At 40.3% G+C, this 26,748-nt stretch carries 20 protein-coding genes and 2 tRNA genes; 1 reads left to right on the top strand and 21 read right to left on the bottom strand.

Going from position 1 to position 26,748, the window contains the following annotated elements:
* Nucleotides 1-897 precede the first annotated feature (897 nt).
* The 5 genes from purB to purD form a co-directional block, all read right to left on the bottom strand.
* A complete protein-coding gene (purB, locus tag HMPREF2867_RS02895; RefSeq protein WP_037599433.1) occupies nt 898-2,196 on the bottom strand; it encodes an adenylosuccinate lyase in 1,299 nt (432 codons plus the stop codon).
* An 11-nt stretch (nt 2,197-2,207) separates the two neighbouring features.
* A complete protein-coding gene (locus HMPREF2867_RS02890; protein ID WP_070575666.1) occupies nt 2,208-4,718 on the bottom strand; it encodes an SIR2 family protein in 2,511 nt (836 codons plus the stop codon).
* Nucleotides 4,711-5,802, bottom strand: a complete 1,092-nt coding sequence (purK, locus tag HMPREF2867_RS02885) for a 5-(carboxyamino)imidazole ribonucleotide synthase (protein ID WP_070575663.1) — start codon at nt 5,800-5,802, stop codon at nt 4,711-4,713. Before purK ends, HMPREF2867_RS02890 begins: the two co-directional genes overlap by 8 nt.
* Entirely contained in the window at nt 5,789-6,280 is a 492-nt protein-coding gene (purE, locus tag HMPREF2867_RS02880; protein WP_070575661.1) for a 5-(carboxyamino)imidazole ribonucleotide mutase, read from the bottom strand. The genes purK and purE overlap by 14 nt, the downstream gene beginning before the upstream one ends.
* Before the next feature lie 202 nt (nt 6,281-6,482).
* Nucleotides 6,483-7,745 carry a phosphoribosylamine--glycine ligase gene (gene purD, locus HMPREF2867_RS02875; protein WP_070575659.1) on the bottom strand — a complete coding sequence of 421 codons (1,263 nt, stop codon included), beginning with the start codon at nt 7,743-7,745 and terminating at the stop codon, nt 6,483-6,485.
* Nucleotides 7,746-8,051: 306 nt separating this feature from the next.
* Here purD and HMPREF2867_RS02870 point away from each other — a divergent pair, with 306 nt between their 5' ends.
* Nucleotides 8,052-8,891, top strand: a complete 840-nt coding sequence (locus HMPREF2867_RS02870) for a CHAP domain-containing protein (RefSeq protein ID WP_070575657.1) — start codon at nt 8,052-8,054, stop codon at nt 8,889-8,891.
* A gap of 191 nt (nt 8,892-9,082) precedes the next feature.
* On the opposite strand, the gene purH is transcribed toward HMPREF2867_RS02870, so the two are convergent.
* From purH to HMPREF2867_RS02790, 16 genes are all read right to left on the bottom strand, one after another.
* Nucleotides 9,083-10,630 (bottom strand): bifunctional phosphoribosylaminoimidazolecarboxamide formyltransferase/IMP cyclohydrolase, encoded by a 1,548-nt coding sequence (gene purH, locus HMPREF2867_RS02865; RefSeq protein ID WP_070575654.1) that lies wholly within the window; start codon nt 10,628-10,630, stop codon nt 9,083-9,085.
* A 75-nt stretch (nt 10,631-10,705) separates the two neighbouring features.
* Nucleotides 10,706-11,260 carry a phosphoribosylglycinamide formyltransferase gene (gene purN / locus HMPREF2867_RS02860; protein ID WP_070575652.1) on the bottom strand — a complete coding sequence of 185 codons (555 nt, stop codon included), beginning with the start codon at nt 11,258-11,260 and terminating at the stop codon, nt 10,706-10,708.
* Entirely contained in the window at nt 11,260-12,282 is a 1,023-nt protein-coding gene (gene purM, locus HMPREF2867_RS02855; RefSeq protein WP_070575649.1) for a phosphoribosylformylglycinamidine cyclo-ligase, read from the bottom strand. The genes purN and purM overlap by 1 nt, the downstream gene beginning before the upstream one ends.
* Before the next feature lie 210 nt (nt 12,283-12,492).
* Entirely contained in the window at nt 12,493-13,932 is a 1,440-nt protein-coding gene (gene purF / locus HMPREF2867_RS02850; RefSeq protein ID WP_002889568.1) for an amidophosphoribosyltransferase, read from the bottom strand.
* A gap of 155 nt (nt 13,933-14,087) precedes the next feature.
* Nucleotides 14,088-17,813 (bottom strand): phosphoribosylformylglycinamidine synthase, encoded by a 3,726-nt coding sequence (locus tag HMPREF2867_RS02845; protein WP_070575645.1) that lies wholly within the window; start codon nt 17,811-17,813, stop codon nt 14,088-14,090.
* A gap of 66 nt (nt 17,814-17,879) precedes the next feature.
* A complete protein-coding gene (gene purC / locus HMPREF2867_RS02840; protein ID WP_070575642.1) occupies nt 17,880-18,587 on the bottom strand; it encodes a phosphoribosylaminoimidazolesuccinocarboxamide synthase in 708 nt (235 codons plus the stop codon).
* 262 nt (nt 18,588-18,849) lie between these two features.
* Nucleotides 18,850-19,095: a phosphopantetheine-binding protein gene (locus tag HMPREF2867_RS02835; RefSeq protein ID WP_070575639.1), complete on the bottom strand. Its 246-nt coding sequence runs from the start codon at nt 19,093-19,095 to the stop codon at nt 18,850-18,852.
* A complete protein-coding gene (plsX, locus tag HMPREF2867_RS02830; protein ID WP_013989885.1) occupies nt 19,095-20,099 on the bottom strand; it encodes a phosphate acyltransferase PlsX in 1,005 nt (334 codons plus the stop codon). The genes HMPREF2867_RS02835 and plsX overlap by 1 nt, the downstream gene beginning before the upstream one ends.
* A 211-nt stretch (nt 20,100-20,310) precedes the next feature.
* A complete protein-coding gene (gene recO, locus HMPREF2867_RS02825; RefSeq protein ID WP_070575636.1) occupies nt 20,311-21,084 on the bottom strand; it encodes a DNA repair protein RecO in 774 nt (257 codons plus the stop codon).
* Complete coding sequence (locus HMPREF2867_RS02820; RefSeq protein WP_070575634.1) at nt 21,071-22,246, bottom strand: pyridoxal phosphate-dependent aminotransferase; 1,176 nt, start codon at nt 22,244-22,246, stop codon at nt 21,071-21,073. Before HMPREF2867_RS02820 ends, recO begins: the two co-directional genes overlap by 14 nt.
* Nucleotides 22,247-22,337: 91 nt before the next feature.
* Complete coding sequence (locus tag HMPREF2867_RS02815; protein WP_070575631.1) at nt 22,338-23,303, bottom strand: ribose-phosphate diphosphokinase; 966 nt, start codon at nt 23,301-23,303, stop codon at nt 22,338-22,340.
* A gap of 212 nt (nt 23,304-23,515) precedes the next feature.
* Nucleotides 23,516-25,027: a PcsB-like coiled-coil domain-containing protein gene (locus HMPREF2867_RS02810; RefSeq protein WP_070575628.1), complete on the bottom strand. Its 1,512-nt coding sequence runs from the start codon at nt 25,025-25,027 to the stop codon at nt 23,516-23,518.
* 84 nt (nt 25,028-25,111) lie between these two features.
* Nucleotides 25,112-25,636 (bottom strand): rod shape-determining protein MreD, encoded by a 525-nt coding sequence (gene mreD, locus HMPREF2867_RS02805; RefSeq protein WP_037599472.1) that lies wholly within the window; start codon nt 25,634-25,636, stop codon nt 25,112-25,114.
* Between the two features lies 1 nt (nt 25,637).
* Nucleotides 25,638-26,468 carry a rod shape-determining protein MreC gene (gene mreC / locus HMPREF2867_RS02800; protein ID WP_049545166.1) on the bottom strand — a complete coding sequence of 277 codons (831 nt, stop codon included), beginning with the start codon at nt 26,466-26,468 and terminating at the stop codon, nt 25,638-25,640.
* Between the two features lie 58 nt (nt 26,469-26,526).
* Nucleotides 26,527-26,614 (bottom strand) — tRNA-Ser (locus HMPREF2867_RS02795).
* A 4-nt stretch (nt 26,615-26,618) separates the two neighbouring features.
* A tRNA-Ile gene (locus HMPREF2867_RS02790) sits at nt 26,619-26,692 on the bottom strand.
* Nucleotides 26,693-26,748: the final 56 nt, after the last annotated feature.

Below are 26,748 nucleotides of genomic sequence, written 5' to 3'. Positions count from 1 at the left end.
TTTTTTCTGTCTAACTTTTGGGGTGCAGTTCAAACGCCTAAGGGCGTTTTTTTAATTGCCAAAAAAAGAACCCAACACAGTGTGTTGAGCTCTTTTGGAGATTATGAAAAAGAAAAGTTCGTTGTTCTACAAAAAGTGTAAGCCAACGATACTTACTGAACAACGTTCAGTAAAAGTTATTTAGGAGACTTAAAGTATAACCCGCCTTCCTTAAAGAAACCTTAAATCGCAGAAAAAAATCCCCTAAGGGATTTTCACAACAGTCCAAAGACCGCTGAAAAGATACAATTGTACAGGCTTCCCAACCTCTTCTTCCTAATCCTCCAAGGTGACCGCTTGTCCAATAGAATCTTTATACAACTATATTACCTTGTTTTGGAAGGGTTTTCAAGTATTTTCTTAAAATCCCCTAATAAAAGCTCAAAAAAGAAGAAAAAAGCCTAGATTTCTAGACTTTCTTCGGGGAGATTAGTTATGAAAAAGTTTTGTTTACTACTAGCTCACCAAAGCTAGTTGTTTTATTAGGATGGTTATAATATAAACTAATAAACTTAAAACTTGCTTAAAGTTTTATTCTCTTGCTTCACTTTTTAAAATAATAAGCAAAATATGTAATAGTAAGGAACCACTAGGAATATCCATCTCTAAAAACCAAGAGGGGGCTTTGATACTTCCAAGATCATTCATGATGCGGATGATATTATAAGCAATACTTACTATTAAGAGGCTAAGTTCCGGTAAATAGTTAAGTCGTCCTTTTAAGATTACTAACTTCTCCTTTCTGATAGTTTTCTTGCGATGACCCTATTATAAGGCTGAAAAGAAAACAAAACTAGTGACATAAATGTCACCATCAAAAAAAGCAGGGCAAACCTGCTTTCTGTTATTTTGTTTAAATTAGTCACCCAAACCGATGCGTTCGAAGATTTCATCAACACGTTTAGTGTAGTAAACTGGGTTGAAGATTTCGTCGATTTCTTCTTGAGTGAGGCGTGATGTTACTTCTGGATCTGCTTCAAGAAGTGGTTTGAAGTCTACTTGGTTATCCCATGATTGGGCAGTCTTTGGTTGAACAAGGTCGTAAGCTTGCTCACGAGTCATGCCTTTTTCAATCAAAGTAAGCATGGCACGTTGGCTGAAGATAAGACCAAATGTAGAGTTCATGTTGCGGATCATGTTTTCTGGGAAGACTGTCAAGTTCTTAACGATGTTTCCGAAACGGTTGAGCATGTAGTCAATCAAGATGGTTGTGTCTGGTGCGATGATACGCTCAGCTGATGAATGAGAGATGTCACGTTCGTGCCAAAGGGCTACGTTTTCATAAGCTGTTACCATGTGACCACGGATAACACGTGCAAGACCTGTCATATTTTCAGACCCGATAGGGTTACGTTTGTGAGGCATTGCTGAAGACCCTTTTTGACCTTTGGCAAAGAACTCTTCCACTTCACGTTGTTCTGATTTTTGAAGACCACGGATCTCAGTCGCCATACGCTCGATAGAAGTTGCGATGCTAGCAAGAACTGCAAAGTACTCAGCGTGAAGGTCACGAGGAAGTACCTGTGTTGAGATTTCTTGAGCACGGATACCAAGTTTGTCGCAGACGTATTTTTCAACGAATGGTGGGATGTTGGCAAAGTTACCAACCGCACCAGAAATCTTACCAGCTTCCACACCAGCAGCCGCATGCTCGAAACGCTCGATGTTACGTTTCATTTCGCTGTACCAAGTCGCCAATTTAAGACCAAAAGTTGTCGGCTCAGCGTGCACCCCGTGGGTACGACCCATCATGATAGTGAACTTGTGTTCTTTCGCTTTGTCAGCGATGATGTTAAGGAAGTTTTCAAGGTCCTTGCGGATGATGTCGTTGGCTTGTTTGTAGAGGTAACCATAGGCAGTATCTACCACGTCAGTAGATGTCAACCCATAGTGAACCCACTTACGCTCTTCACCAAGAGTCTCAGAAACCGCACGTGTGAAGGCAACTACATCGTGACGCGTTTGCTGCTCGATTTCAAGAATACGGTCGATGTCAAAGTCCGCTTTTTCACGAATCAAAGCCACATCTTCCTTAGGAATTTCTCCCAACTCAGCCCATGCTTCGTCAGCCAAGATTTCCACCTCAAGCCAAGCACGGTATTTATTTTCTTCACTCCAAATGTTCGCCATTTCTGGGCGAGAGTAACGTTCGATCATGTTGTTTCTCCCTAATCTAAAATAATATTATTATATTTTTTCTCATTAATGATATCTGTTAAAATACTCCTACTTCCATTTCCCCTAAGAGTTAATCTTGATATGTACAGATAATCATCTCTATCAATTTTCAAATCATATTCTCTGTACTTCTTATCAAACCAAAGAATATTATTACTATAATGTTTTTCGAAAAATTCTACAATTTCAGTTTTGTGTTTCATTATATAGTCTTTTATCTGAGACGCACTACTTAATTTATCAAATTTTTGATTTGAAAAACCAAAATGATTTAAAATCTCTTTTATTGCACTTCCCCAAAAACCATTTCTATAATTTTTAATGTTAATCAAATTTTCATCAATATAATTCCTCGATAAAGCAAGAATATTCCTATCTGTAATCGATAAAGATATGTTGAAATTCGTAGGAACTGTGTATCTACTAGTAATTATTTTTTCATTTGAAAAAGCATTTTTTACTATATAATCTACTTTATTTGATAATATTTGTAGAATATTAGTATCTAATCTCGGTATATATACTTTATTATTTTTTACATACCACCTCAGTTGCATATCATCATAATTCACCCAATATTCAGAGTAACTATCAGCCTTCGGTAGCTTACCCTCTTCACAAATCAAGTCTAAACGCTCAAAGAATTGAGGTAATTTTAACTTGTAATATTCATTTACTACCAATGTTTGAATACTTTCTGACAACTCGATATTTTCTCTGTTTAAAGGTACACCAATATAGTGAGTCTTCTCCAAAATAATTAGTGGTACATCAGTAATTTTCATAAGTTGGTCGGCTGGGGAATAAGAATATTCAACAAGCATATCTCCAAAGAGAATATGATTCGCCAACTTGTGAAATACACTATTTTTTTTAGTGTCACTATCGCTTTTAGAATACATATAAATCTTATAAGGTTCTTCAGAAATACATCTAAAATCAGCCATATTTAATTGCCTAAAAGAATGATTAATACCTTTGAAATCAACTTCAAATTCTATAGAGCCACCTCGAATGACATCACATAGATTGAAATATCTCAAATATTCATCTATTTTATCTAGTTTCTCAATTTCAGATTTCAACTTTTCTTTCAATTCCAATTCAATATATGTGTATGAATCTTCATTAAAAGGGTACATATTACTTTCAAGCTTAACCTCTTTATTCGAACTAGTATTGTTGGTATACATTCTAAAAGATATCGGAGTATCTCCACTCTTCTTAGTCTGTACATAAATAAAATCTGAAACTAGGAACATTGATAATGCACCTATTCCAAATTTACCTACTAAGTTTTCAATATTACTCTCACTTTTTTTTCCTGACTTCCCTATCGTTAAATAGTAATTCTTTATATCATCAAGAGACATACCTACACCATTATCCTTAACAGATAATAATATTTTTCCACTCTTGTCTTTTTTTAAAGAAATTTTTATATCATACTTATTCTTAGCAATTTTACAAGCATCCATAGAATTTTGAAGTAACTCTCTCATTGCTACTTCTTGTTCTTTCATTCCTTTATATAGCGGAACAATAAAATGATTTATAACATCATCCTTAGATACAGAAAATTCCAAATTAGAAGATTTTATAGAAATTTGTCTCAAAACCTTATATAGATCTAAATAACTATTTCTTAAATAAAAAATATTAACTTTAAGAGAAGAACCATTTAACAGAGGTAAATCTTCTTTTTCCAAAAAATACTCTGGCTTATCATCAGAAGAATAAGAAACAATATATACTCGTTCTTGAAACTGTTTTAGGTCTTTTTGACTTAACGTTGCAGTCAAAGTCGTAAGTATATCCTTAATATTTCTATCACTCAAACTATAGCCTAAAAATATTATAGGAGATTCTACAAACATCGTTAACAACTTGGAATATATATACTTACTTTTTTCAAAAAATTGGTCATAATCAGACTTTGTAATAATCATAGATGACGGTTTGTCTATAGATCCATGAATCTTATAAAGTTTTTTATTTTTTGTCTCGGAGGAGAACAAATTATCATTGTGAATATAAATCTCTTCATTTTCAATGTTGAAAACACTTTTCTCCAGCAAGGAATCATAGTTTGTTGTGATTAATTTTTGGTAATCAATACCACCAAGTATTGAAATTTCTTTCTCATATTCAGAATTGTCAACTGTATATTCGTTTAAGATTTGAGCAATTAGCTCTCTGAAAGGCCTTCTTATATCATCGCTTTCTAATAATGATTCTTTTTTTAACGTTGTAAAACAAATTGCTTCTAGTCTTTCCGCAATTTCTTCATAATTATCACTGGTCCATCTCTCCAATAAACTTTCATCTATTTCCAGTTCTTCAGATATTTTTTCTAGTAACCCCCACCAAGTAGGAGATTTTAAATATCTCTGAGATAAACCTGAACCAACAAATAAAACTGGTTTTTGATTTAGTTTAGATAATTTATTAAACCCATAGTCAATATTCTTCAAATCATTGAAATCAACTTTATTACTCATTCTTTCCTTCCCTAAACTCTTCCACACTATCCGGTACATCACTAAACAAAGTCACATGCCCCATTTTGCGGTTGTGCTTTGCTTCTAGTTTACCATACATGTGGAGGTGGGCGTTTGGATTTTCTGTGACATAACGCTCAGCTACTTCGACGTGTTGACCGAGGACGTTGAGCATGACAGCAGACGCATGGAGGTGGATTGCTGGAAGTGGAGCTCCGAGAACGCCCAAGATATGCGTGTCAAACTGTGAAAAGTCGCAAGATTCGATTGAGTAGTGCCCTGAATTGTGCGGGCGTGGGGCGATTTCGTTGACGATGATGTCATCAGCTGTTGCAAACATTTCCACACAAAGCGTACCAGAGAGGTTAAGTTGCTCAGCAATCCTCACGGCCATAGCTTTAGCTTTCTCAGCTAGACTATCAGAAATACGAGCAGGCACGATGGTTTTAGAGAGGATGTTGTTGCGGTGGATATTTTCCTGAACTGGGAAAACCGTCACATCCTTGCCGTTACCAGACACGATGACTGAAATTTCAAGGTCGAAGTTAACGAACTCTTCCAAGACACACTCGGCTGAGTTAGCAAGGGCATTTGCCTCTTCCAAATCGTCGGCTGACGTGATGATTTTTTGACCGTGGCCATCGTAACCACCTGTCGCTGTCTTGAGGACGTATTTTTTAGAAAGGTCAATATCTTCCAAATCAAGACTTGATGTCACAACCTTGTAAGGAGCAACTGTCACTTTAGCCTTGTTTGAGAGGAAGTCCTTCTCAAAAATACGGTTTTGTGAAATGCGAAGCAGGTCTGTTCCTTGTGGGAGCTGACCGTCTTTGATAACAGCGTCAAGGCCGTCAGCGTCGACATTTTCAAACTCATAAGTGAGAACATCACAGCGGTCTGCCAACTGGCGAAGGGCATCTACGTCATCGTAGGGTGCCACAATGACCTCAGACACACGAGAAGATGGACAATCTGCTGCAGGATCAAGGGTGATAACCTTGTGGCCCATGTAGATAGCTGAAATAGCCATCATCTGACCGAGCTGGCCACCACCGATGATACCAATGGTTTTAGTTGAGCTCATTTGTAGACTCCTCTGCGATTTTTCCTTGTTCTTCAGCAAAGTTAGCAAGCGCATCTGCAATGGCCTTGTCCTCTACTGAGAGGAGACGGAGGGCAAAGAGGGCAGCGTTTGTCGCACCAGCTTCACCGATAGCCATGGTTGCGACAGGTACACCACCCGGCATCTGAACGATAGAATAGAGCGAATCCACGCCACTAAGAGCTCGTGATTTGACTGGCACACCGATGACTGGAAGGGTTGTTTTAGCAGCAACCATACCTGGCAAGTGAGCAGCGCCACCAGCACCAGCGATGATGACCTTGATGCCACGGCTACGTGCTTCTTCGGCATGTTTGAACATGAGGTCTGGTGTACGGTGTGCGGAAACAACTTTCTTTTCGTAAGCGACGCCGAAGTTGTCGAGGACCTCAGCGGTTTTTTGCATGGTTGCCCAGTCGGATTTTGAGCCCATGATAATGGAAATAATTGGTTTAGTCATAATTTTTCCTTTTTCTTCTTTTTGATAATGGTCTTAGGTGGTGGGGACGGAAGCAAACCTTCGGTTTCATTCCTAAACTTTGAGCCTAAAGCCTCAAAGTTTCCCCCGACCAGAACAGATGCTGTTCTGGTCTTTTCACCACGGCGACCATTATCTTAGTTTGGCTCGCTTTCGCTCGCCTTTTACGACCTACGGTCGCTGATTATTTGTTAGCCTTGCTACCGATATCCGTACGGTAGAAGAGGCCTTCTGTGTTTTGTTTGTTGAGTTCATTGTAGATGATGTTTTGGCCGTCTTTGACGGTGTCTGCTGTTGTGACCAACATGTAAACACGTCCGCCGTTTGAAAGAAGGTCTTTCCCATTTTCAGCGAATTTGGCACCGGCATAGTAAGTGATGATGTCACCCTCTGTCTTGGCCGGCAACTTAACACCTTTTTCATAATCCAATGGGTAGCCGTTTGAGGCTACAACCACACCAAGTGTCACACCCTTATCCGTCCAAGTGATAGTTGGCTCTTTGCCATCCAAAATGTCAGTGATATTTTGCGCAAAATCAGAAGTCAAACGAGGCAAGATGATTTGCGTTTCAGGATCGCCAAAACGTGAGTTGAACTCGATGACTTTAGGGCCGTCAGCTGTCAAAATAAGACCAGCGTAAAGGACACCAGTGTAAGGACGACCTTCTTTAATCATACCTTCAAGGACTGGCTTGACAATAGTGTCAACCGCTGTGTCAACCACGCTCTGTGGCAAGTGAGGAACCGGCGCATAGGCACCCATCCCACCAGTGTTAGGACCCTTGTCGCCATCATAAGCACGTTTGTGGTCCTGAGCCGTTGGCATGATGTAGAACTTGTCCCCATTGACAAAGGCAAAGAGAGAGAACTCTTCCCCATCAAGGAATTCCTCGATGACCACACGCGCACCTGAATCACCGAATTTATTGTCCAAAAGCATCTCGTGAGCAGCTTCGACTGCTTGCTCAACTGTCTCCGCAACGACGACACCTTTACCTAGAGCCAAGCCGTCTGCCTTGACGACGATTGGAGCGCCTTTTTCCTCGATGTAGGCCTTGGCTTCCTCGAAATCTGAAAATGTGCCATAGGCTGCTGTCGGAACGTCGTATTTGACCATGATTTCCTTAGCAAAATCCTTAGACCACTCCAGCTCAGCCGCAGCCTTAGTCGGACCAAAGGCTTTGAGCCCTGCCGCATTGAAATCATCCACGATACCAGCCGCAAGGGCATCATCTGGACCGATAAAGGTCCAAGCAATATCGTTCGCCTTTGCGAAGTCAATCAGCTTAGAATGTTCGGAAATTCCGATATTGATCAAATCAAGACCGTCCAATGTCATCCCGTCATTACCAGGAGCTACGAAAACTTGCTCAACGTCTTTAGACTCCAATAATTTCTTGGCAATCGCATGTTCACGACCACCAGAACCAACAACCAAAAGTTTCATTTGAAAGATACCTCAATATCAAATAAGACTAGGGGCAAATGCCCGTTAACGACAATCATTCGGAAAAATTAGCAATTTTCACGAATTATACATAACCATTATAACATATTTGTTCGGAGATATGGGTGTGTATCTAAATTTGGACACAAAAAAGGCGGCCACTTGGACCACCTCTTGGGAGATTATGAAAATGAAAAAAGTTATTTAGGATTAATGATAGTATATCCTGAGCAGCTTAAGGGAGGCTTAAACGCAAAAATATCTTCATTTTCCTGAAAAACTGCGAATAGGTAGGTGGAGGTTAAAATGAAGAAAAAATTACTAAATTGTCTCTTACCGCTAGCTTGTCTAGCGACTGTTTCGGTTTCGTGTGGCAGCTCTGCTCAGGCGGCTGTCCTCGGAGATGACTATCCTTCCTCTTGGAAATACGGTGGCTTCGGTGTCGATCCATGGACCATGTACTGGCGTCAGTGCACATCCTTTGCGGCCTATCGCCTCAGTAACACCAACGGTTTCACTCTGCCTGTAGGTTATGGAAATGCCATCACTTGGGGCAGTATCGCACGTGCCAATGGTCACCGTGTTGACATGAATCCTGCTGTAGGGAGTATTGCCTGGTTCTCAGCTGGTGTCAATGGAGCTGGTCACATGGGGCATGTCGCTTGGGTTGCGGAAGTTCATGGTGATCAGGTGACCATTGAAGAGTACAACTACGATGCGGGACAAGGGCCTGAGAAATACCATAAACGCAGTTTCCATAAGAGTCAAGTGTCTGGCTATATCCATTTTAAAGACCTCGAACCAGGAGCTCAAAATGGAAATCCTACTAACTCTTCTATCAAAGTTGGTGATACAGTCCGCTTCACAGGAACCTTCCGTGTCACGTCTGTGTCAGGAAATACCATCACCAGTCAAGATTTAGCTGGAGGCACACCAACCAAACACAATATCGTTGATCCTGGACCGGTTCTTGAAGTTGATGGACAAGGCAATCCAACTTCAGACCAGTACCTCAATCCTGGTGAAACTTTTACCATTCCAGGTAACTTCAAAGTGATTGCCATTGACCCACCAAGCGATGGTATCCTCGTCCAAATCGGCAATCGCAAGACTTGGGTAACTCAGTCTGTCCTTGAAAAGGTTTAAATCTATTGAACAATCGTGAGAACGGTTGTTTTTTTGATGCGCTGAAATAAAAAAGCCCAGCGGATGCTGAGCTCTTAGGAGATTTATGAAAAAGAAAAGTTTTTTAGGATGGTATTAGTATAGCTTGGGTAGCTTAAAGGAAACTTAAGGCATCAAAAAAACATCCAATTTCTTGGATGTTTTGCAAATTCTTAATGACGGAAGTGACGAACGCCTGTAAAGATCATTGTCAAACCATGTTTATCAGCCGCTTCGATTGACTCTTGGTCACGTACTGATCCACCTGGTTGGATGATAGCTTTAATACCTGCTTTAGCAATTTCTTCCACGTTATCTGCAAATGGGAAGAAAGCATCTGAAGCAAGGACAGCGCCATCAAGACGGTCTTTAGCTTGGTCAATAGCAATACGAACTGAAGCCACACGGTTAGTTTGACCAGGGCCAACACCTAGTGTCATGTGGTCGTTGGTCACGATGATACCGTTAGATTTGACGTACTTGATAGCCTTCCAAGCAAATTCAAGAGCTGTCGCTTCTGTCTCAGTTGGTTGGCGTTTAGTAACCACTTGCCAGTCAGCTGGACTTTCTTTAATAACGTCTTGGTTTTGAACGAGGAGACCACCAACAACACCAGTGTATTCTGCTTCCACTTCGCTAGCATCTTGAGCGTCAAATGGCAACTCAAGGATACGCAAGTTTTTCTTCTTGGTAGTCAAGATTTCAAGTGCTTCATCTGTATAGCTTGGTGCAATGATGATTTCAAGGAAGACACCGTGCATTTTCTTAGCTGTCGCAGCGTCCACTTCACGGTTGAGGACTACGATACCACCGAAGATTGACACTGGGTCAGCTTCATAAGCGTAATCCCAAGCTGTTTCGATGTCGTCAGCTTGACCGATACCACATGGGTTCATGTGTTTGAGAGCCACAACTGTTGGACGGTCTTTGAAATCACGGATGATACGGATAGCGGCATCAGCATCACGGATATTATTGAATGACAATTCTTTACCGTTAAGCTGTTTAGCTGAAGCAATTGAGTAAGCCGTTGGCAAACCTTTTTGGTAGAAGTCTGCGTCTTGTTGAGGGTTTTCACCGTAACGCATTGGTTGCTTAAGGTCATAAGTTAAAGTGAGTTTTTCAGGTTTTGTTTCACCCACTTGAGCTGTGAAGTATTCTGCAATCAAAGCGTCGTATGAAGCTGTGTGACGGTATACTTTCGCTGCCAAACATTGGCGAGTTTCGTAGCTTGTTTCGCCGTTTGCTGACAATTCGTCAAGTACAACCGCATAGTCAGCAGGGTCTACCACAACTGTTACGCTAGCGTGGTTTTTAGCTGCTGAACGAAGCATTGATGGACCACCGATATCGATGTTTTCAACTGCGTCAGCGTAAGTCACGTCTGGTTTGAGAATGGTTTCCTTGAATGGATAAAGGTTTACCACAACAAGGTCAATCAATTCGATATTATTGTCCTTAGCCGCTTGAAGGTGGCTATCGAGGTCACGACGAGCGAGGAGACCACCGTGGATATTTGGGTGAAGGGTCTTAACACGTCCGTCCATCATTTCTGGGAAACCAGTCACATCGTCAATGGCGATAGTGTCTACCCCAGCATTGTCAAGGGCAACTTTGGTACCACCTGTTGAGATGATGTCCCAACCGAGTTTTTTGAGTTCTTGGGCAAATTCAACGATGCCCGCTTTGTCTGAGACTGAAATAAGTGCTCGTTTAGTCATTTTCTTTCTTTTCCTTTTTTAAAAAAGTTCTTTATCTGCTACAGTCGAAAATTTTCTTTCAGCTCTAGCACTTCCTTATTTTCGTGCAACACCCAAACTATCCAAGACTTCTGGATAGAGCTTGTACTCTGTTTCATGGATGCGAGTTTCGAAAGTATCAAGGGTATCACCTTCAAGGCGTGGCACACGGACTTGTTTGATGACCTTGCCAGTGTCCACACCAGAATCCACCCAGTGAATGGTCACACCAGACTGGTCCACGCCAGCATTCCAAGCATCTTCAATACCATGAGCCCCTGGAAATTCAGGGAGATAAGCCGGGTGAATATTGATAATACGGCCTTCATAAGCTGCTAGCAAGGTTGGGCCGACGATTTTCATATAACCGGCCAAACAAACCAAATCAATCTGGTGATCATCCAAGAGTTTGACAATAGCCTCTTCATAAGCCGCTTTATTGTCAAATTCCTTGAGTTCAAAAGCATGGCTAACCACATTAAGATTATTGGCACGTTCCAAGACATAGGCATTACGGTGATCTGAAAAAACAAATTCTACTGGAAATTGTTCCGCAATCACCTGAAAGTTTGAGCCGTTGCCAGAGGCAAAAACAGCAATCTTTTTAGCCATTATTTAATCACCACACTTGCGCCATCTTTCTTCACAATACGACCGATTTCATAAACAGGTTCGTCAAGAAGTTCTTTGACACGTTCCACATTTTCTGCTTTAACCGCAAGCATGAGACCAATACCCATGTTGAAGATTTCAAACATTTCTTCGTGTTTGATTTCACCATATTTTTCAAGAGCTTTGAAAATTGGAAGGACTGGCACTTTGCTTTCGTCAATTTCAGCAGCCAAGTCATCTGAGAACATACGTGGCACATTTTCGATGAAACCACCACCTGTGATGTGGGCAATTCCATTCACCAATTCTTCTTTGATGAGTGGCAAAGCCGCTTTGACGTAGATACGAGTTGGTTCAAGAAGAACGTCTTTAAGTTTTTTGCCTTCAAGTTCTGGGAGAACTTCTTCACCTGTGTAATCAGCAAAGACACGACGCACGAGTGAGTAACCGTTTGAGTGGATACCACTTGAAGCAAGTCCAAGAAGCACGTCACCTTCAGCCACTTTTGATCCGTCGATGATTTGAGATTTTTCTGCGATACCTACCGCGAAACCTGCTAAATCATAGTCGTCTTCACCATACATACCAGGCATTTCAGCAGTTTCACCACCAATGAGGGCAGCACCAGCTTGCACACAACCTTCAGCAACACCAGCAACGACTTGTTCCAATTTAGCTGGTTCATTTTTACCAGTTGCTACGTAGTCAAGGAAGTAAAGGGGCTCAGCACCTGCAGCGATGATATCGTTAACACACATAGCTACACAGTCTTGACCGATAGTATCGTGTTTATCGTACTTGATAGCAAGCATGAGTTTAGTACCGACACCATCTGTACCTGAAATCAAAACGGGCTCTTTGACACCTGTTTTTGAAAGGTCAAACATACCACCGAAGCCACCGAGAGCTCCCATGACACCTGCACGCTCTGTACGGGCAACGTGTTTTTTGATACGTTCAACAACTTCATAACCTGCTTCAACGTCCACACCCGATTGGGCATACGCATTTTTATTTGTCATTTGTTTATTCCTTTTCTTTTTTCGAGAAAAATTGCGACGTATTTTTAGATAAACCATCTTTTTATCTAAAAATACTAGTCAGGTCTCCAGCTTTGGCCCCATAGGGCAAAGCGTCTACTGACAAATGCTTTAGCTTTTAGTCAGTAGTGAGACGTGGTGCGTAAGCATTCTTAGACATAATTTTTTCCTCTTTTTTCTTCTGCACTGCTCTTAATAGAAAGAAGTGTGTTCTTTCAAACTTTCCAAATAGCGTTCTTCGTAGTCATACAATGGTGTTGGATATTTACCATCAAAGTAAGCCACACAAAGGCCACCGTTTGGTGCATCTGTATCAATTCCAATAGAATCAATCAAGCCATCAATTGATAAGTAAGTCAAGCTATCCGCGCCAATGATTTCGCGTGTTTCCTCAACTGTATGATTGGCCGCAATCAATTCCTTACGTGTTTGAATATCGATACCGTAGAAACATGGATAGGCAAGGGCTGGACTACCGATTGCTACGTGAACCTCTGTTGCTCCTGCTTCTTTTAGCAAATTAACGATACGACGTGAGGTCGTCCCACGTACAATAGAATCGTCAATCATAACCACACGTTTGCCTTTAACAACACCTGATACGGCAGAGAGCTTCATACGAACCCCTTGCTCACGTAATTCTTGTGTTGGTTGGATAAAGGTACGTTGAGTGTATTGGTTTTTAATCAAGCCCATTTCATTTGGCAAGCCTGATTCTTCGGCAAATCCCATGGCTGCGCTAAGTGATGAATTAGGCACACCAACTACAATATCTGCTTCATGTTTGAATTCACGTGCCAATTGAGCACCCATACGTTTACGAGCTGTATGGACATTGACCCCTTGGATATTTGAATCAGGACGAGCAAAGTAAATATACTCCATTGAGCAAACAGCCAATTGGGTGTCCGTTGTATAGTTATCGTAAGTAATGCCATTATCATCGATGATAACAACCTCACCTGGATTCACATCGCGAATCCACTCTGCTCCAACCACTTCAAAGGCACAGGTTTCAGATGAAACCACAATAGCTCCATTGGCCATCTTACCAATAGAAAGGGGACGGAAACCATTTGGATCCAAGGCTGCAATGAGCTTGTCCTCAAGCATGAGGAGGTAAGCAAATCCACCTTTAACAGTGTTCAAGGCTTCTTTCACCTTACCCATGAAGGATGGGTTATGGCTACGACGAATCAAGTGGGCCAAAATTTCTGAGTCAGAAGTCGAGTTAAAGATTGCACCATTTTTTTCCAACTCACGTCTAAGTGACTCTGCATTAGTCAAGTTCCCGTTGTGGGCAAGTCCAAACTGATTGTCATAAAACTTAAACAAGAAAGGTTGAATATTGTCTACAGAAGCTTCACCAGCAGTCGCATAACGAACATGACCGATAGCAGCCGTTCCAGTTAGCTTGTCCAAGTTGGCTGGATCACGGAAAACTTCTGAGAGAAGCCCCATATCACGATGACGCTTCAATTGACCCGCATCATTTGAGAGAATTCCTGCTCCCTCTTGACCACGGTGTTGGAGACTGTGAAGTCCGAAATAAGTTAATTTGGCAGCATCTGGGTGACCCCAGATACCAAAAACACCACATTCTTCATTAAGAGATTTAACTTCGTATGTCATTTTTTATACCTTTTATTTTTGATATTTTCCTTATGCAAGGCGAACGAAAAACTGTTTCTAGCCTCTCATTTCACTAATTGGAACTCAAGTTTTCAAGCTCTTTAGAACTACTGCTACATTGAAAAATATCATTACTGAGTGCACTTGTCACTCTATTATTTTCCAGTAAAGTATTTAACCGCTGATGCAAAGAGATGTTGATCTTTATTTCCTGGAATATTTTGGAAGAGACCGTCTTCGAAACGTTCTGAGTGACCCATCTTCCCAATAATTTGACCATTTTTGCTTGTGATACCTTCGATAGCATTCACAGATCCGTTAGGATTGTATTTAGAATCCATGCTTGGTTTACCTTCGAAGTCAACATATTGGGTAAAGATTTGACCATTGTCACGAAGCTCTGCAAATTCCTCAGCTGTCACGACAAATTTACCTTCACCATGTGATACTGGGATGGCATGGATGTCACCAACTTCTACTCCAGCAAGCCATGGTGAGTTCGTGTTGGCAATACGTGTTTCAACCATCTTAGCCACGTGTTGATTGGCATCATTGTAGAAGAGGGTTGGACTAGTACTGCTTGCATCTTCAAAGTTACCATATGGAAGAAGACCTGATTTGACAAGAGCTTGGAACCCGTTACAGATACCGATAATCAAACCACCACGTTCGATGAAGCTATCAATGGCTGCACGTACTTTTTCATTGAGCAAGATGTTAACGATAAATTTAGCTGATCCATCTGGTTCATCGGCTGCTGAGAAGCCTCCTGCAAAGAAGATAATGTTAGCTTTTTCGATATTGTCAACCATGGTGTCAACAGACTTGACAATAGCCTCTTCATTAAGTGTTACAAATGGTACTAAGTTGACTTTTGCACCTTCTTTTTCAAAGGCCTTAGCTGAATCGTACTCAGAGTTCGTACCTGGGAACACTGGAATGTAAACCACTGGTGTCTCAACTGTTTCTTTAGCTTTGATAACAGCATCTGATGCCACAGCAGGTACTTCTTCCAACTCAGTTGCTTGTGCAAATTCCGTTGGGTAAACTTCTTCCAATTTACCTTGGAAGGCACTGTCAAGTTTGTGTCCATCAAGCGTTACACCATTGACAGTAAGTGTAAAGTCAGCTGCTGTTTGTCCAATCTTGGCAACTCCTGCAATATCTTCCGGAGATGTGAAGACGAATCCACCCAATTGAGCTGTCAAGGCAGTCTCAAGATTTTCAAGGGTTACAGTGGCACCAATATGGTTACCAAATGTTGCAAGGGCAAGGGCTTCAAGGACACCACCATATTTGACAGCTGATGCTGCTGTCACTTTGTGGTCAGCTTGGATGGCTTCAAACTTAGCAAAGTTAGCCTTGATAAGATCGAAGTCAATTTCTTGTGCCAAAGCTTGACCTGGGATGTAATAGATGTTTTCACCAGCAGCTTTGAATTCTGGAGAAAGGACCTTACGGCTATCTGCAGTTGTTACCCCAAAAGCAACCAAGGTTGGTGGTACTGTCAATTCTTCAAAGGTACCAGACATAGAATCTTTACCACCAATAGATGGCAAACCAAGTTGAATCTGAGCTTCGATTGATCCAAGGAGAGCTGATACTGGTTGACCAAAACGCTCTGCTTGTTTATCCATACGCTCGAAGTATTCCTGATAAGAGAAGCGAGCCTTAGACCAGTTTGCACCAGCAGCAACCAAGCGAGCGGTTGCTTCGATGACCGCATAAGCCGCACCATGATATGGAGACCATTCTGCTACATAAGGGTTGAACCCTTGCGCCATAACAGAAGCAGTTGTTGTCACACCATGTTGGACTGGCAATTTCTGTACAGAAGCTTCAGTTGGTGTAATTTGGTAGCGACCACCAAGTGGGTGATTGACTGTTGAACGACCAACTGAGCTATCAAAGATAGTTTGCAACCCTTTTTGACTGGCATGGTTAAGATCAGCCAAGACTTCAAGAGTATCAGCTTCAAGGGTTTCGGCAGATGTTTGGCGTTCTTCTGGAAGCTTGACATCCTTGTCAACTACCTTAGCATCCACAACTACACGTACACCGTTTGTATCAAGGAAACGACGTTCCAAATCAACGATGGTTTCGCCATTCCAGTGCATAACAAGATTTGGTTTTTCAGTCACTGTCGCAACGACAACAGCATCAATATTTTCTTTATTACATTCAGCAACGAAGGCGTCTACATCATCTGGACGAACCACTACAGCCATACGTTCCTGAGATTCAGAAATGGCAATTTCTGTACCGTTCAAGCCTTGATATTTCAATGGCACTTTGTCTAGATCAATTTCAAGACCATCTGCCAATTCACCGATAGCCACACAGACACCACCAGCACCAAAGTCATTTGATTTCTTGATAAGACGTGTCACTTCCCCATTACGGAAAAGACGTTGAATCTTACGTTCTTCGATGGCATTACCTTTTTGAACCTCAGCACCAGCTGTTTCAACAGATTCAACTGTTTGAACTTTAGATGAGCCTGTCGCACCACCGACACCGTCACGTCCAGTCTTCCCACCGAGCAAGATAATCACATCACCTGCTTCAGGTTTTTCACGGACAACATTTTCCTTAGGAGCCGCACCGACAACGGCACCTAGCTCCATACGCTTAGCAACGAAACCTGGGTGGAAGTATTCACGAACATAGGTTGTTGCAAGACCAATTTGGTTACCGTATGAAGAATAACCGTGAGCCGCTGTTTTAGAAATCACTTGTTGTGGCAATTTACCAGCACGAGTTTCAGCAATTGGTGTTGTAATATCACCAGCACCTGAGATACGCATGGCTTGGTAAACGTATGAACGACCTGACAATGGGTCACGAATGGCACCACCGATACAAGTAGCAGCCCCACCAAATGGTTCGATCTCCGTTGGGTGGTTGTGGGTTTCGTTCTTGAACATGAGAAGCCATGGCTCTTTCACACCATTGACATCCACTTCAATTTCAACAGAGCAGGCATTGATTTCATCAGACACTTCCATGTCGTCCAAACGACCATTGGCACGCTCATAACGACCAAAAATAGTCGCCATATCCATCAAGGTTTGAGGTTTTTCGGTACGTCCCAACTCATCACGCATGGCAATATACTTGTCATAAGTCGCTTGCAATTGTTTTTCAAATTTAGAAGCAGAGAAGTCGATGTTTTTCAACTCAGTCTCGAAAGTTGTGTGACGACAGTGGTCAGACCAGTAAGTATCCAACACCTTAAGCTCAGTCTCAGTTGGCACACGACCAATAGACTTGAAGTAATCTTGAATGAATAGAAGGTCATCCACTTCCATTGCCAATCCTTGCTCTGCCTTATACTTAGCAAAATCTTCTGCCGTATAAGTTTCAAAGAAATCCAAACTTGGAATGGTCTTGTCAGACTCAGAGAAATCCTGTTTAGCAATGCCAACAGTGATGTCTTTGAAACGAGAATCCACTGGGTTCAAGAGGTAGTTTTTGACAGCTTCCAACTCATTCGTATCAATATCCTTGTTAACCAAGTAAAGTTGCGCTGTGTTCACTGTTACATCATTTGAACTACCAAGCAAAAGCAAAGCTTCCTGTGAAGATGCCGCACGTTGGTCAAATTGACCAGGCAAACTTTCGATAGCAAAGAAAGCATACTTCTCAAGATCAGCCTTAACCGTAGCTTCATCCAAAACAGTATCGGTCACTTGCTCAGAGAAGATGTGTTTTTCCGCACGCGCAAACAAATCCTCTGCCAAATTAAAGACATCGTAAACTTGAACAATACGAAGATCATTCAAAGTTTTCAACTGAAGATTATGCTTTAATTCTTTTACTAAAGAGTGAGATTTCACACGAAAATCAGCTTTTTTCTCAACGAAAATACGTTTATCCATTTTATTTCCTTTATCTATTTCTACTTAAAGATTGTAGTGAAGACCAAGTATTCTATTTGTAAAAGGCTACTTCAATCCTTGCAATTTTTCCAATACAACTTCATAAACATCTGTCAAGCTACCAAGATCACGGCGGAAAACATCCTTGTCCATATGGTGCCCTTCTGCATCCCAAAGTCGGCAGTTATCTGGTGAAAATTCATCTGCCAAGATAATTTTGCCATCCTTATCAAAACCGAATTCCAATTTGAAGTCAATCAAACGAAGACCAATTTGTACAAACCAATCTTTCAGCAATTCATTGATACGACGCGTTTCTTCCTTGATATAAGCAATTTGTTCATCATTGGCAATATCCAAGAACTTCACATGCTCATCATTGATGAATGGATCATCCAAATCATCGTTCTTATAGTAAAATTCAACGATAGGAGTTTTCAAGTCCAAACCTTCTTCCACGCCAAAACGTTTAGAAAAAGAACCCGCAGTCACGTTACGAAGAACAACCTCCAAAGGAATAATAGTAACTTTCTTGTTAAGTTGTTCGGTATCAGAAATACGTTCGATAAAGTGAGTGGCTACACCCGCAGCATTCAATTTTTCAAAAATAAGAGACGAAATCTGATTATTTAGCACACCCTTTCCCTTAATAGTCTCCTTACGAGCACCATTAAGCATAGTTGCTTGGTCCTTATAGACCGACTTAATCACATTTTCGTCTTCTGTACTATAAATATCTTTAGCTTTACCAGTATAAATTAGTTGGTTTGACATGGTATTGTTCGCCTTTCAAGTTTATTCTTCCTAATTATACCACACCAGAATCCAAAAACCAATATATAGCAAACTTTATTACTTTAGTAAAAAAACAACGTTCGTCTTTTGATTCTTTTTTAGAGTTCCCTAATAAAAAATGTATAGAAAAAAGGAGTGTGACAGAACTAAATCCATATAACATTTAGTTTCTTGCCTCACTCCCACAAAATAACAATCATATAATACACAACTATTATACTCTTATCTAACTCTAGCTTTCTTATTCTTTATTCAATTTCTCAGACAAATAGTCCAACAAATCAGCTACCTTAACCATATGGTCAATAGTATCATCGGAAATCTCAAGAGCAAACTCATCCTCCAAATTAATAATGAATTCCATAAGCTCTATTGAATCTACACCCAAGTCATCTAATTTGGTTTCTTCGGTTAAAACAATATCCTCTTTACCCATCTGCTCTTTAATCACGAGCTGCATTTTCTGAAGAATTTCTACTCTACTCATCAGTTAGCCTCCTCTTTCGGACTAAAGGCTTCAACTAGCTGCTCAACAACCTTCGTATCAAGCATCGTACGAACCTGCTTAATGGTGTAGTAAACTGCCTTAGCATCACTAGATCCATGACATTTTACTACGGGAGCTTTAAGACCAAAGAGAACCGCACCTCCGGCGCTAGAGTAATCCATAGTCTCTTTCATACCTTTTAGACTATCCTTCAATAGGAAGGCACCTAACTTAGCTTTAAGACCACCATTCATGATAGCTGACTTAAGAGTCTTCATGGCACCAAGTCCCGTTCCTTCAATTGCCTTAAGAACTGCATTTCCTGTGAAACCATCAGCGACTACTACATCAGCAGCTCCTGACATAATTTCACGCGCCTCAACATTACCAACAAAGTTAATACTTGGCTCCTTAGATAGGAGTTCAAAAGCCTCCTTACGAAGACTATCCCCCTTTGTTTCCTCAGTCCCATTATTAAGGAGACCTACACGAGGGTTGGCAATACCACGCACATTTTTAGCATAGAAAGAGCCTAAAATAGCATATTGATGCAAATGACTAGCTGTATTTTCCGCATTTGCACCTAAATCAAGCATATCAAAGGGTTGACCAGTAAAACTTGGCATTGTTGACATAAGACCTGGACGCTCAACTCCCTTAATACGTCCGACCACGAAGAGACCTGCGGCAAGAAGGGCACCTGTATTTCCCGCAGAAATCACGGCACCTGCTTTTTTCTCCTTAACAGCTTGTGCACCTAAGACCATTGAAGCTTTTTTCTTCTTGCGAATAGCTTTAGCTGGCTCATCATCCGAATTTATCTTTTCATCAGTATGCACAATGCTCACACGTTCATTCGCTGTCAAATAAGTCTTGATTTTAGCTTCATCACCATAAAGCTGGATTTCAATATCTTTGAAATCTGCTATAGCTTGGTTGACTCCCTCTACAATTGCTTGTGGCGCATTATCGCCACCCATAGCATCTACTGCAATTACATGCATAGCATTCTCCCTCTCGTCCTCTGCCATAAAAAACAAACTCAGATTTCTTTCAATAAAATATTAGGTAACTAAAATAGACTAGTTCACTGTTTCTAGCAGAGTCTTTCAGCTTATTATCTTATTATTATAGCACGAACTGACCTGCATTTTAACCCCTGAGACTGAAAACCATTACTTTCCTGTTTCACGTGAAACAAAAAGAAGATAATGTCTAGTCAGCACTATCTTCTTTATTCATAATATGGCCCCAAGAATTTAGATTATCAATAAATTTCTTACTTTTAAGATGTATTCCAACATAATTATCATAGAGGTCATCGATAAAATATCGTAGCTTTCGTTTCATGTCATCCTTAACAGATATGCTTCTCAATTCTTCAAAGGAAAGCCCCTGAAAACGATCTAAAAGATAAGGCACATTAGGGTCCAAGTGACTACGCCTTTCATCCTCTGCATAGTGATTTGGACAAAGTAGTCCCGAGAACTTAAACGAGAAATCAAAAGGAAGGCCTACACGATGACAAAAGACACACTCGTGAAAATTCAAGCGTACGCCGAAACGGTCTAAAACCTGAATCTCAAAGATATTAGTCAAAATTTCATAATCCAAGCCTTCTTCCATTAATTCAAGCGTCTTCTCCAAGAATACAAATAATTGCGCATCTGTCACACCATCAGCAATAGTAGCATCTGTCAATGCAGCCAAATAAGTCGCATAAGACAGCTTGAAAATATCGCTTGTAATTTCCTTGAAGGACTCTGCCTGACTATAATCTTCTATGAAAGATAAGCCCTCATCATTTACAGTCATCATGAATTCAGCGATGGTTAAAGGTTGAATGACAGCACTTAATTTACCTGATCCACCACCTCTAACAAAAAACATCCGTTTCCCAGCTTGCTCGGTAAAAATCTTAACTAGCTTATCGTTCTCACGATAATTACTATTGAAGAGGACAAGCCCTCTACTCTCAAGCTTCTGCATGTTCTTCCATAAACTCTTTCAAACGAGCCATAGCTGTTTCAATAGTATCCATGCTAGCTGCATACGACAAGCGAACATAGCCTTCGCCATACTTCCCAAAAGCGACCCCTGGGATAATCGCAATAGCTTTTTCACGAGCAAAGTCTTGGCAGAACTTAAAGGAGTCTTGAGTATACCCTTCTGGAATCTTAGCAAAGATGTAGAAAGCACCATCAGGTTTAATAATTCTGAAACCAAGTTCAGTCATTTTTTCAAGAATATAATCACGACGCTTCAAGTACTCAACTTTCATTGGTTGGGCATCATCCTTACCAGCAGATAAGGCTTCAATAGCTGCAAATTGTGCCATTGTTGCTGCAGCTGTTACCAAATATTGGTGACTCTTAATCAACTGAGCCGTCAAGACTGCAGGTGCGAAAATCAAACCAATACGCCACCCTGTCATCGCATGAGATTTAGACAAACCATTAATCAAAATCGTTTGTTCCGGCAAATACTCAGCAATAGATACATGGTGATCCACATAAGTTAGCTCAGAGTAAACTTCATCACTAACAACAAAAATATCGTATTTTTTCAGAACTTCAGCCAGATCTTTAATCTGTTGACGTGAGTAGGTCACACCAGTTGGGTTGGTTGGGTAGTTAAGCAAAACGGCTTTGAGCTTATCTCCCTGCTCCAAAATTGCCTTTTCTAACATCTCCGGAGTCAAAACAAAATCATTAGCTGTTGTATCAATTTCGACAATTTCAGCACCAACTAGATTTGCAATCGGCTCATATCCTGGATAGGCTGGTGCAGGTAAAAGAATCGTATCACCTGGCTCCAAAATCGCTGTCAAAGTTGCAGAAAGGGCTTCTGTAGCTCCAATAGTCACCAATATTTCATTTTCTGGGTTATAAGTAAGATTGTATTTTTCCTTAACAAACTCCGCAGCTGCCTGACGTAAGGCAGGAAGCCCTGCCATACCTGTATAGTGCGACTGGTTAGCATCGATAGCAGCTTTAGCAGCCTCTTTTACATGATCTGGAGTTGTAAAATCAGGTTCACCAAGTGTCAACTTTTTGATCCCTGGTACATCTGAAATTGATTGGTCAAACTGACGAATCATTGAAACTTCAATCTTATCTAAATTTTTATTAAAACGTTGTGTTAAATCCATCACAGTCACCTCTTTGCAATTATGCCTAACATTATATCAAAAACTCAAACGCATTTAAACACCAAAAAAGCTAGCCTAGGCTAGCTTTAGTCTATTTATGGCCCAATTCAAACAAAGGTGACAATGGACGTTTTTCATGAATACGAATAATTGCCTCTGAAATCAAATCAGCAATTGAAATTTGTTCAATTTTATCAATCAAACGTTCTTCTGGAAGATAAATCGTGTCCAATACGACAAGCTTCTCAATAGCAGATTTTTGAATATTATCAAGTGCTGGACCTGACAATACAGGGTGAGTACATGAGGCATAAACATGAGTTGCACCAGCTTCAGCAAGCGCATCCGCCGCATGACAGATTGTACCCGCAGTATCAATCATATCATCAATCAAGATACATGTTTTACCTTCAACGTTACCAATAATATTCATAACCTCAGAAGTGTTCATTTTATCAACACTACGACGTTTATCAATGATTGCGATTGGTGTTTTCAAACATTGAGCAAGTTTTCGCGCACGAGTCACACCACCATGGTCTGGAGAAACAACAACAACATCATCTCCAGTAAGACCAGCACGATCAAAATAATCTGCGATAAGTGGCGCACCCATCAAATGGTCTACAGGAATATCAAAGAATCCTTGAATTTGAGAAGCATGGAGGTCAACTGTCAAAAGTCGATCAACACCTGCAACCTCAAGCATATTAGCAACCAACTTAGATGTGATTGGTTCACGTGAACGTGCCTTACGGTCTTGACGTGCATAACCATAATAAGGCATAACAACACTGATTGTTTCTGCACTTGCACGTTTTAGCGCATCAACCATAATCAAGATTTCCATCAAGTTATCATTTACAGGAGAGCTTGTAGATTGAAGAATAAAAACGTGATGACCACGGATAGATTCTTCAATATTAACTTGAATCTCACCATCTGAAAATTCACGAACACTTGATTTTCCGAGTTCAATACCCATTTTATCAGCAACTTTTGCTGCTAATTCCTGGTTAGACGATAAAGCAAACAACTTCAAATTCGTATAAGACATGATTTCCTCCAAAATATCTACTAAACCATTCTACCTTTTTTTAGATTGATTTTCAATGCAAAATAAATGGTGTCACAGTAACTTAACAAGACTAAAAAGATTTATCCTTAGCTACGACATTTTCCCAGCTAAAATCAGTTCCACAAAGTAAAGAGATTTTCCCGTAAAATAAAAAGGATTCGAGAAAATTCGAATCGCTTTTTTTGTGTTCATTATGGGTAAATATAATATACAGAACCACCGTGAGCTGAAGATGTTGGATCAAATGTACCACGGTAGTTACCGATTGACATGTTACCAGCATAGTTTGATTCCATAACTTGAATTGAATTTGCACCTGATGCTGATGTGACGTAAGCTACGTGACCATAACCACCACCATCATTTGGCCAAACCGCAATTGCACCGGCTACAGGAGTCGTACCAACTGAGTGACCAGCTGCTTGTGCGCTAGCAATCCAGTTTTTAGCATTACCCCAGTAATTACCAACCCATGAAGCTAATGATTTAGCACCCCAAGTACATTGACCAACTGGATATGTATTAGGAGTTGATGCTGCTGATACTTTAGGTGTTTCAGCAGCAGGAGCTGGTGCTTCTGAAGCTGCAGGTGCTTGACTTGCTGGTGCTTCAGATGTTGCTGCAGGTGCTTCGCTAGCAGGAGCTTCTGAAGCTGCTGGAGCAGCTGATTCTGGTTGTGCTTCAGATGTTACTGGGGCAGCAGGCTCTTGTTGTGCCTCTGACGCAGCTGATTCTGGCTGTGCTTCAGATGTTGCTGGAGCAGCAGGCTCTTGTGTTGCTTCTGAAGTTGCAACAGTTGGCTCTTGAGTAGTTTCTGAAGTTTCTGATGAAACCGGTTCTTGTGCTACTTCTGAGGCTGTCGCTGTTTCTGAAACAGTAGCTTCAGAAGGTTGAGCTACAGCTTCTGAAGTTGCTGCCGCCTCTGATTGAGCTACAAATGCTGCCGCTTCTGAAGATGCTACTGCTTGTGCTGCTGCCTCTGATTCTGCAATTGCTTGAGACTGAGCAACTGATGCTGCAGTTGAAGCTGCCACAGCTTCTGCAGTTGATTTAGCAGAAACAAGTGATGTTTTTTCATCTTGTGCTGTAGCCAATTCTGCAGCCAAAGTAACTTGTGCTGCTTCTAGTTCAGCTTGTTGAGTTGTCAAACCAGCTTCTGTTGTTTCAAGCTCAGCTTTATTAGTTGCAATTTCATTAATAGCAGCTTGGTTTTGTTCTTGCTTTGCAGCAAGCTCTTTTTGATCAGACTCTTGTTTTGTCAACATGTCATTATTAGCTGTAACAACTTTTGAAATAGCTGTGATACGAGTAATAGCTTCAGAGATTGACTTAGAGTTCAAGATAGAGTTGATATAGCTAGTCGCAGTATTATTTTGTTGAGCACTACGAGCTTGTTTCGCCAAAGAATCTTGACGAGCTACAATTTTACTTGATAATTCTTGAATTTCAGATTCCAAATCTGCTGACACTTTTTCAAGTTCAGCATTTTTAGTTTCCAACTCTGATTTTTGTGTTCTAAGTGTAGATACTTGAGATTGGATTGTAGCAACTTGCGCTTGTGCAGTCTCTTGTTGAGAAGCAAGGTTACTAATTGCGTTATCTGCAGCAGCGATTTGCGAATCATAATCCTCTGCATGTACTGATGCAGCTGCTGATAAGGTTACACCACTTACCAACACTGCTGAAAGAATACGTTTTTTCATAATATAAAATACTACTCCTTTTCGATAAGACCTTTTTATTGTATCAAAAAATGGCGCAAACTTTGTTACGCCAATATTACAGTTCTATTTAAATCTATCAACTGACAGATACAAAAATAATTTTTCAAGAATAGGTTTAATAAAGATAAAGATCAAAAGATTAAACACTATACTAGGACTTAGTTGATAAATAATAAAATCAGTCACAGACTCATTGGAGAAACCATAGAATAAGGCAAAGCCAAAATTTATGGTATCAAAGAGAAATAAGAATAAAAACATTAACAAAAAATCAACATAGGTATTTCTCTTAACAATTCGTCCTAGCTGAGTTAACAGATAGCATAACAGTGGCAGAGTTAGAATCACTATACCAACTGTTTTGAAATAATAGGTATCATAAAGAAATCCAAAACAAATAAGGTAAAGAAATGCATACTTATTTGGAAAATCAAGAGTTAAGATGAAAATATAAATAATAAAAAGATGAGATGATAGAAAAAATTCAGGGGATAAATAATGATTAAGTATCATAGAAATATGACCATCCCATAGAAAAGGGACAATACTCAGTAAGAAAGGAATAATAGAATACTTGGATAATTTCATATTATTTACCATCTCCAACTAAAGTAACATAAGAAATTTTATCAAAATCAGCATAAGGTTTTACCAAAATCGTACGATTTCCTTCATAATCAATAACAGAGTCTACAGTACCAATTGGAACATCCTTTACTGATACATCATCAAGACCACTTGTGACTACTTCAGTGCCGACCTTAACGTTAGAAGATGAATTGAGTTGTGTCATCTCTAATAGCTTCTTTTTATTATCATAACGTGATATAATCCCGAAAATCTGATTATCGTCCTCTGATTTAACACTAGATGCAAGGTAACTATCACTAGAACTACTAGAAAGTAAAGAAATAGTTGTTGTATCATCATAAACTTTAGTTACAAAGCCAATAACTCCACCATTAGAAGTTGCTAGCATAGATTTACTAACATTCTTAGACTTACCCACATTAATAGTTAACTCTTTTAACCAAGTCACAGAAGGTCTCATAGAAACTTCAGCAGTGAGAACATTATCACGACTTAGCTTGTCCGAAAGATTAAGCGATGCTCTTAAAGAATCATTCTCTTCTTGCAAGTTAGAAATAATAGCCGATTGATTCTCTAAATTTGATAAAGATTTTTTTAAATCACGATTCTCAGAATAAGTTGATAAAAGATCAGAAAGAACATTGTGAGATTTTGATAGTGCAGTAAATGGAACAGAAACCACAGAGTCTACTTTTGTAACTAAACCAGATACATTAAAAGAGATATCCTTCGTTAATTTTTTATTAGTAAAGACAAAAGAAAAAAGCATTACAAAAAATAGAATAATAATAAACCCATAAAGAAGAAATCGATAAAAACTATTTTTCATTTTGTCACCTCAAAAAAAAGAAAACGAATTATCTAAAAGATAATTCGTCATAATACTACGGAGAATGGGGGATTCGAACCCCCGCGCCAGTTACCCGACCTAACGATTTAGCAAACCGTCCTCTTCAGCCTCTTGAGTAATTCTCCAATATGGGCACGAGTGGAATCGAACCACCGACCTCACGCTTATCAGGCGTGCGCTCTAACCATCTGAGCTACGCGCCCAAGCAAATGCTTGGCTATAATATCCAAATAAAGCGGGTGACGAGAATCGAACTCGC

The sequence above is a fragment of the Streptococcus sp. HMSC064H09 genome (assembly GCF_001812625.1).
Taxonomy (GTDB): domain Bacteria; phylum Bacillota; class Bacilli; order Lactobacillales; family Streptococcaceae; genus Streptococcus.
This window is presented reverse-complemented; position numbering and strand designations above follow the sequence as displayed.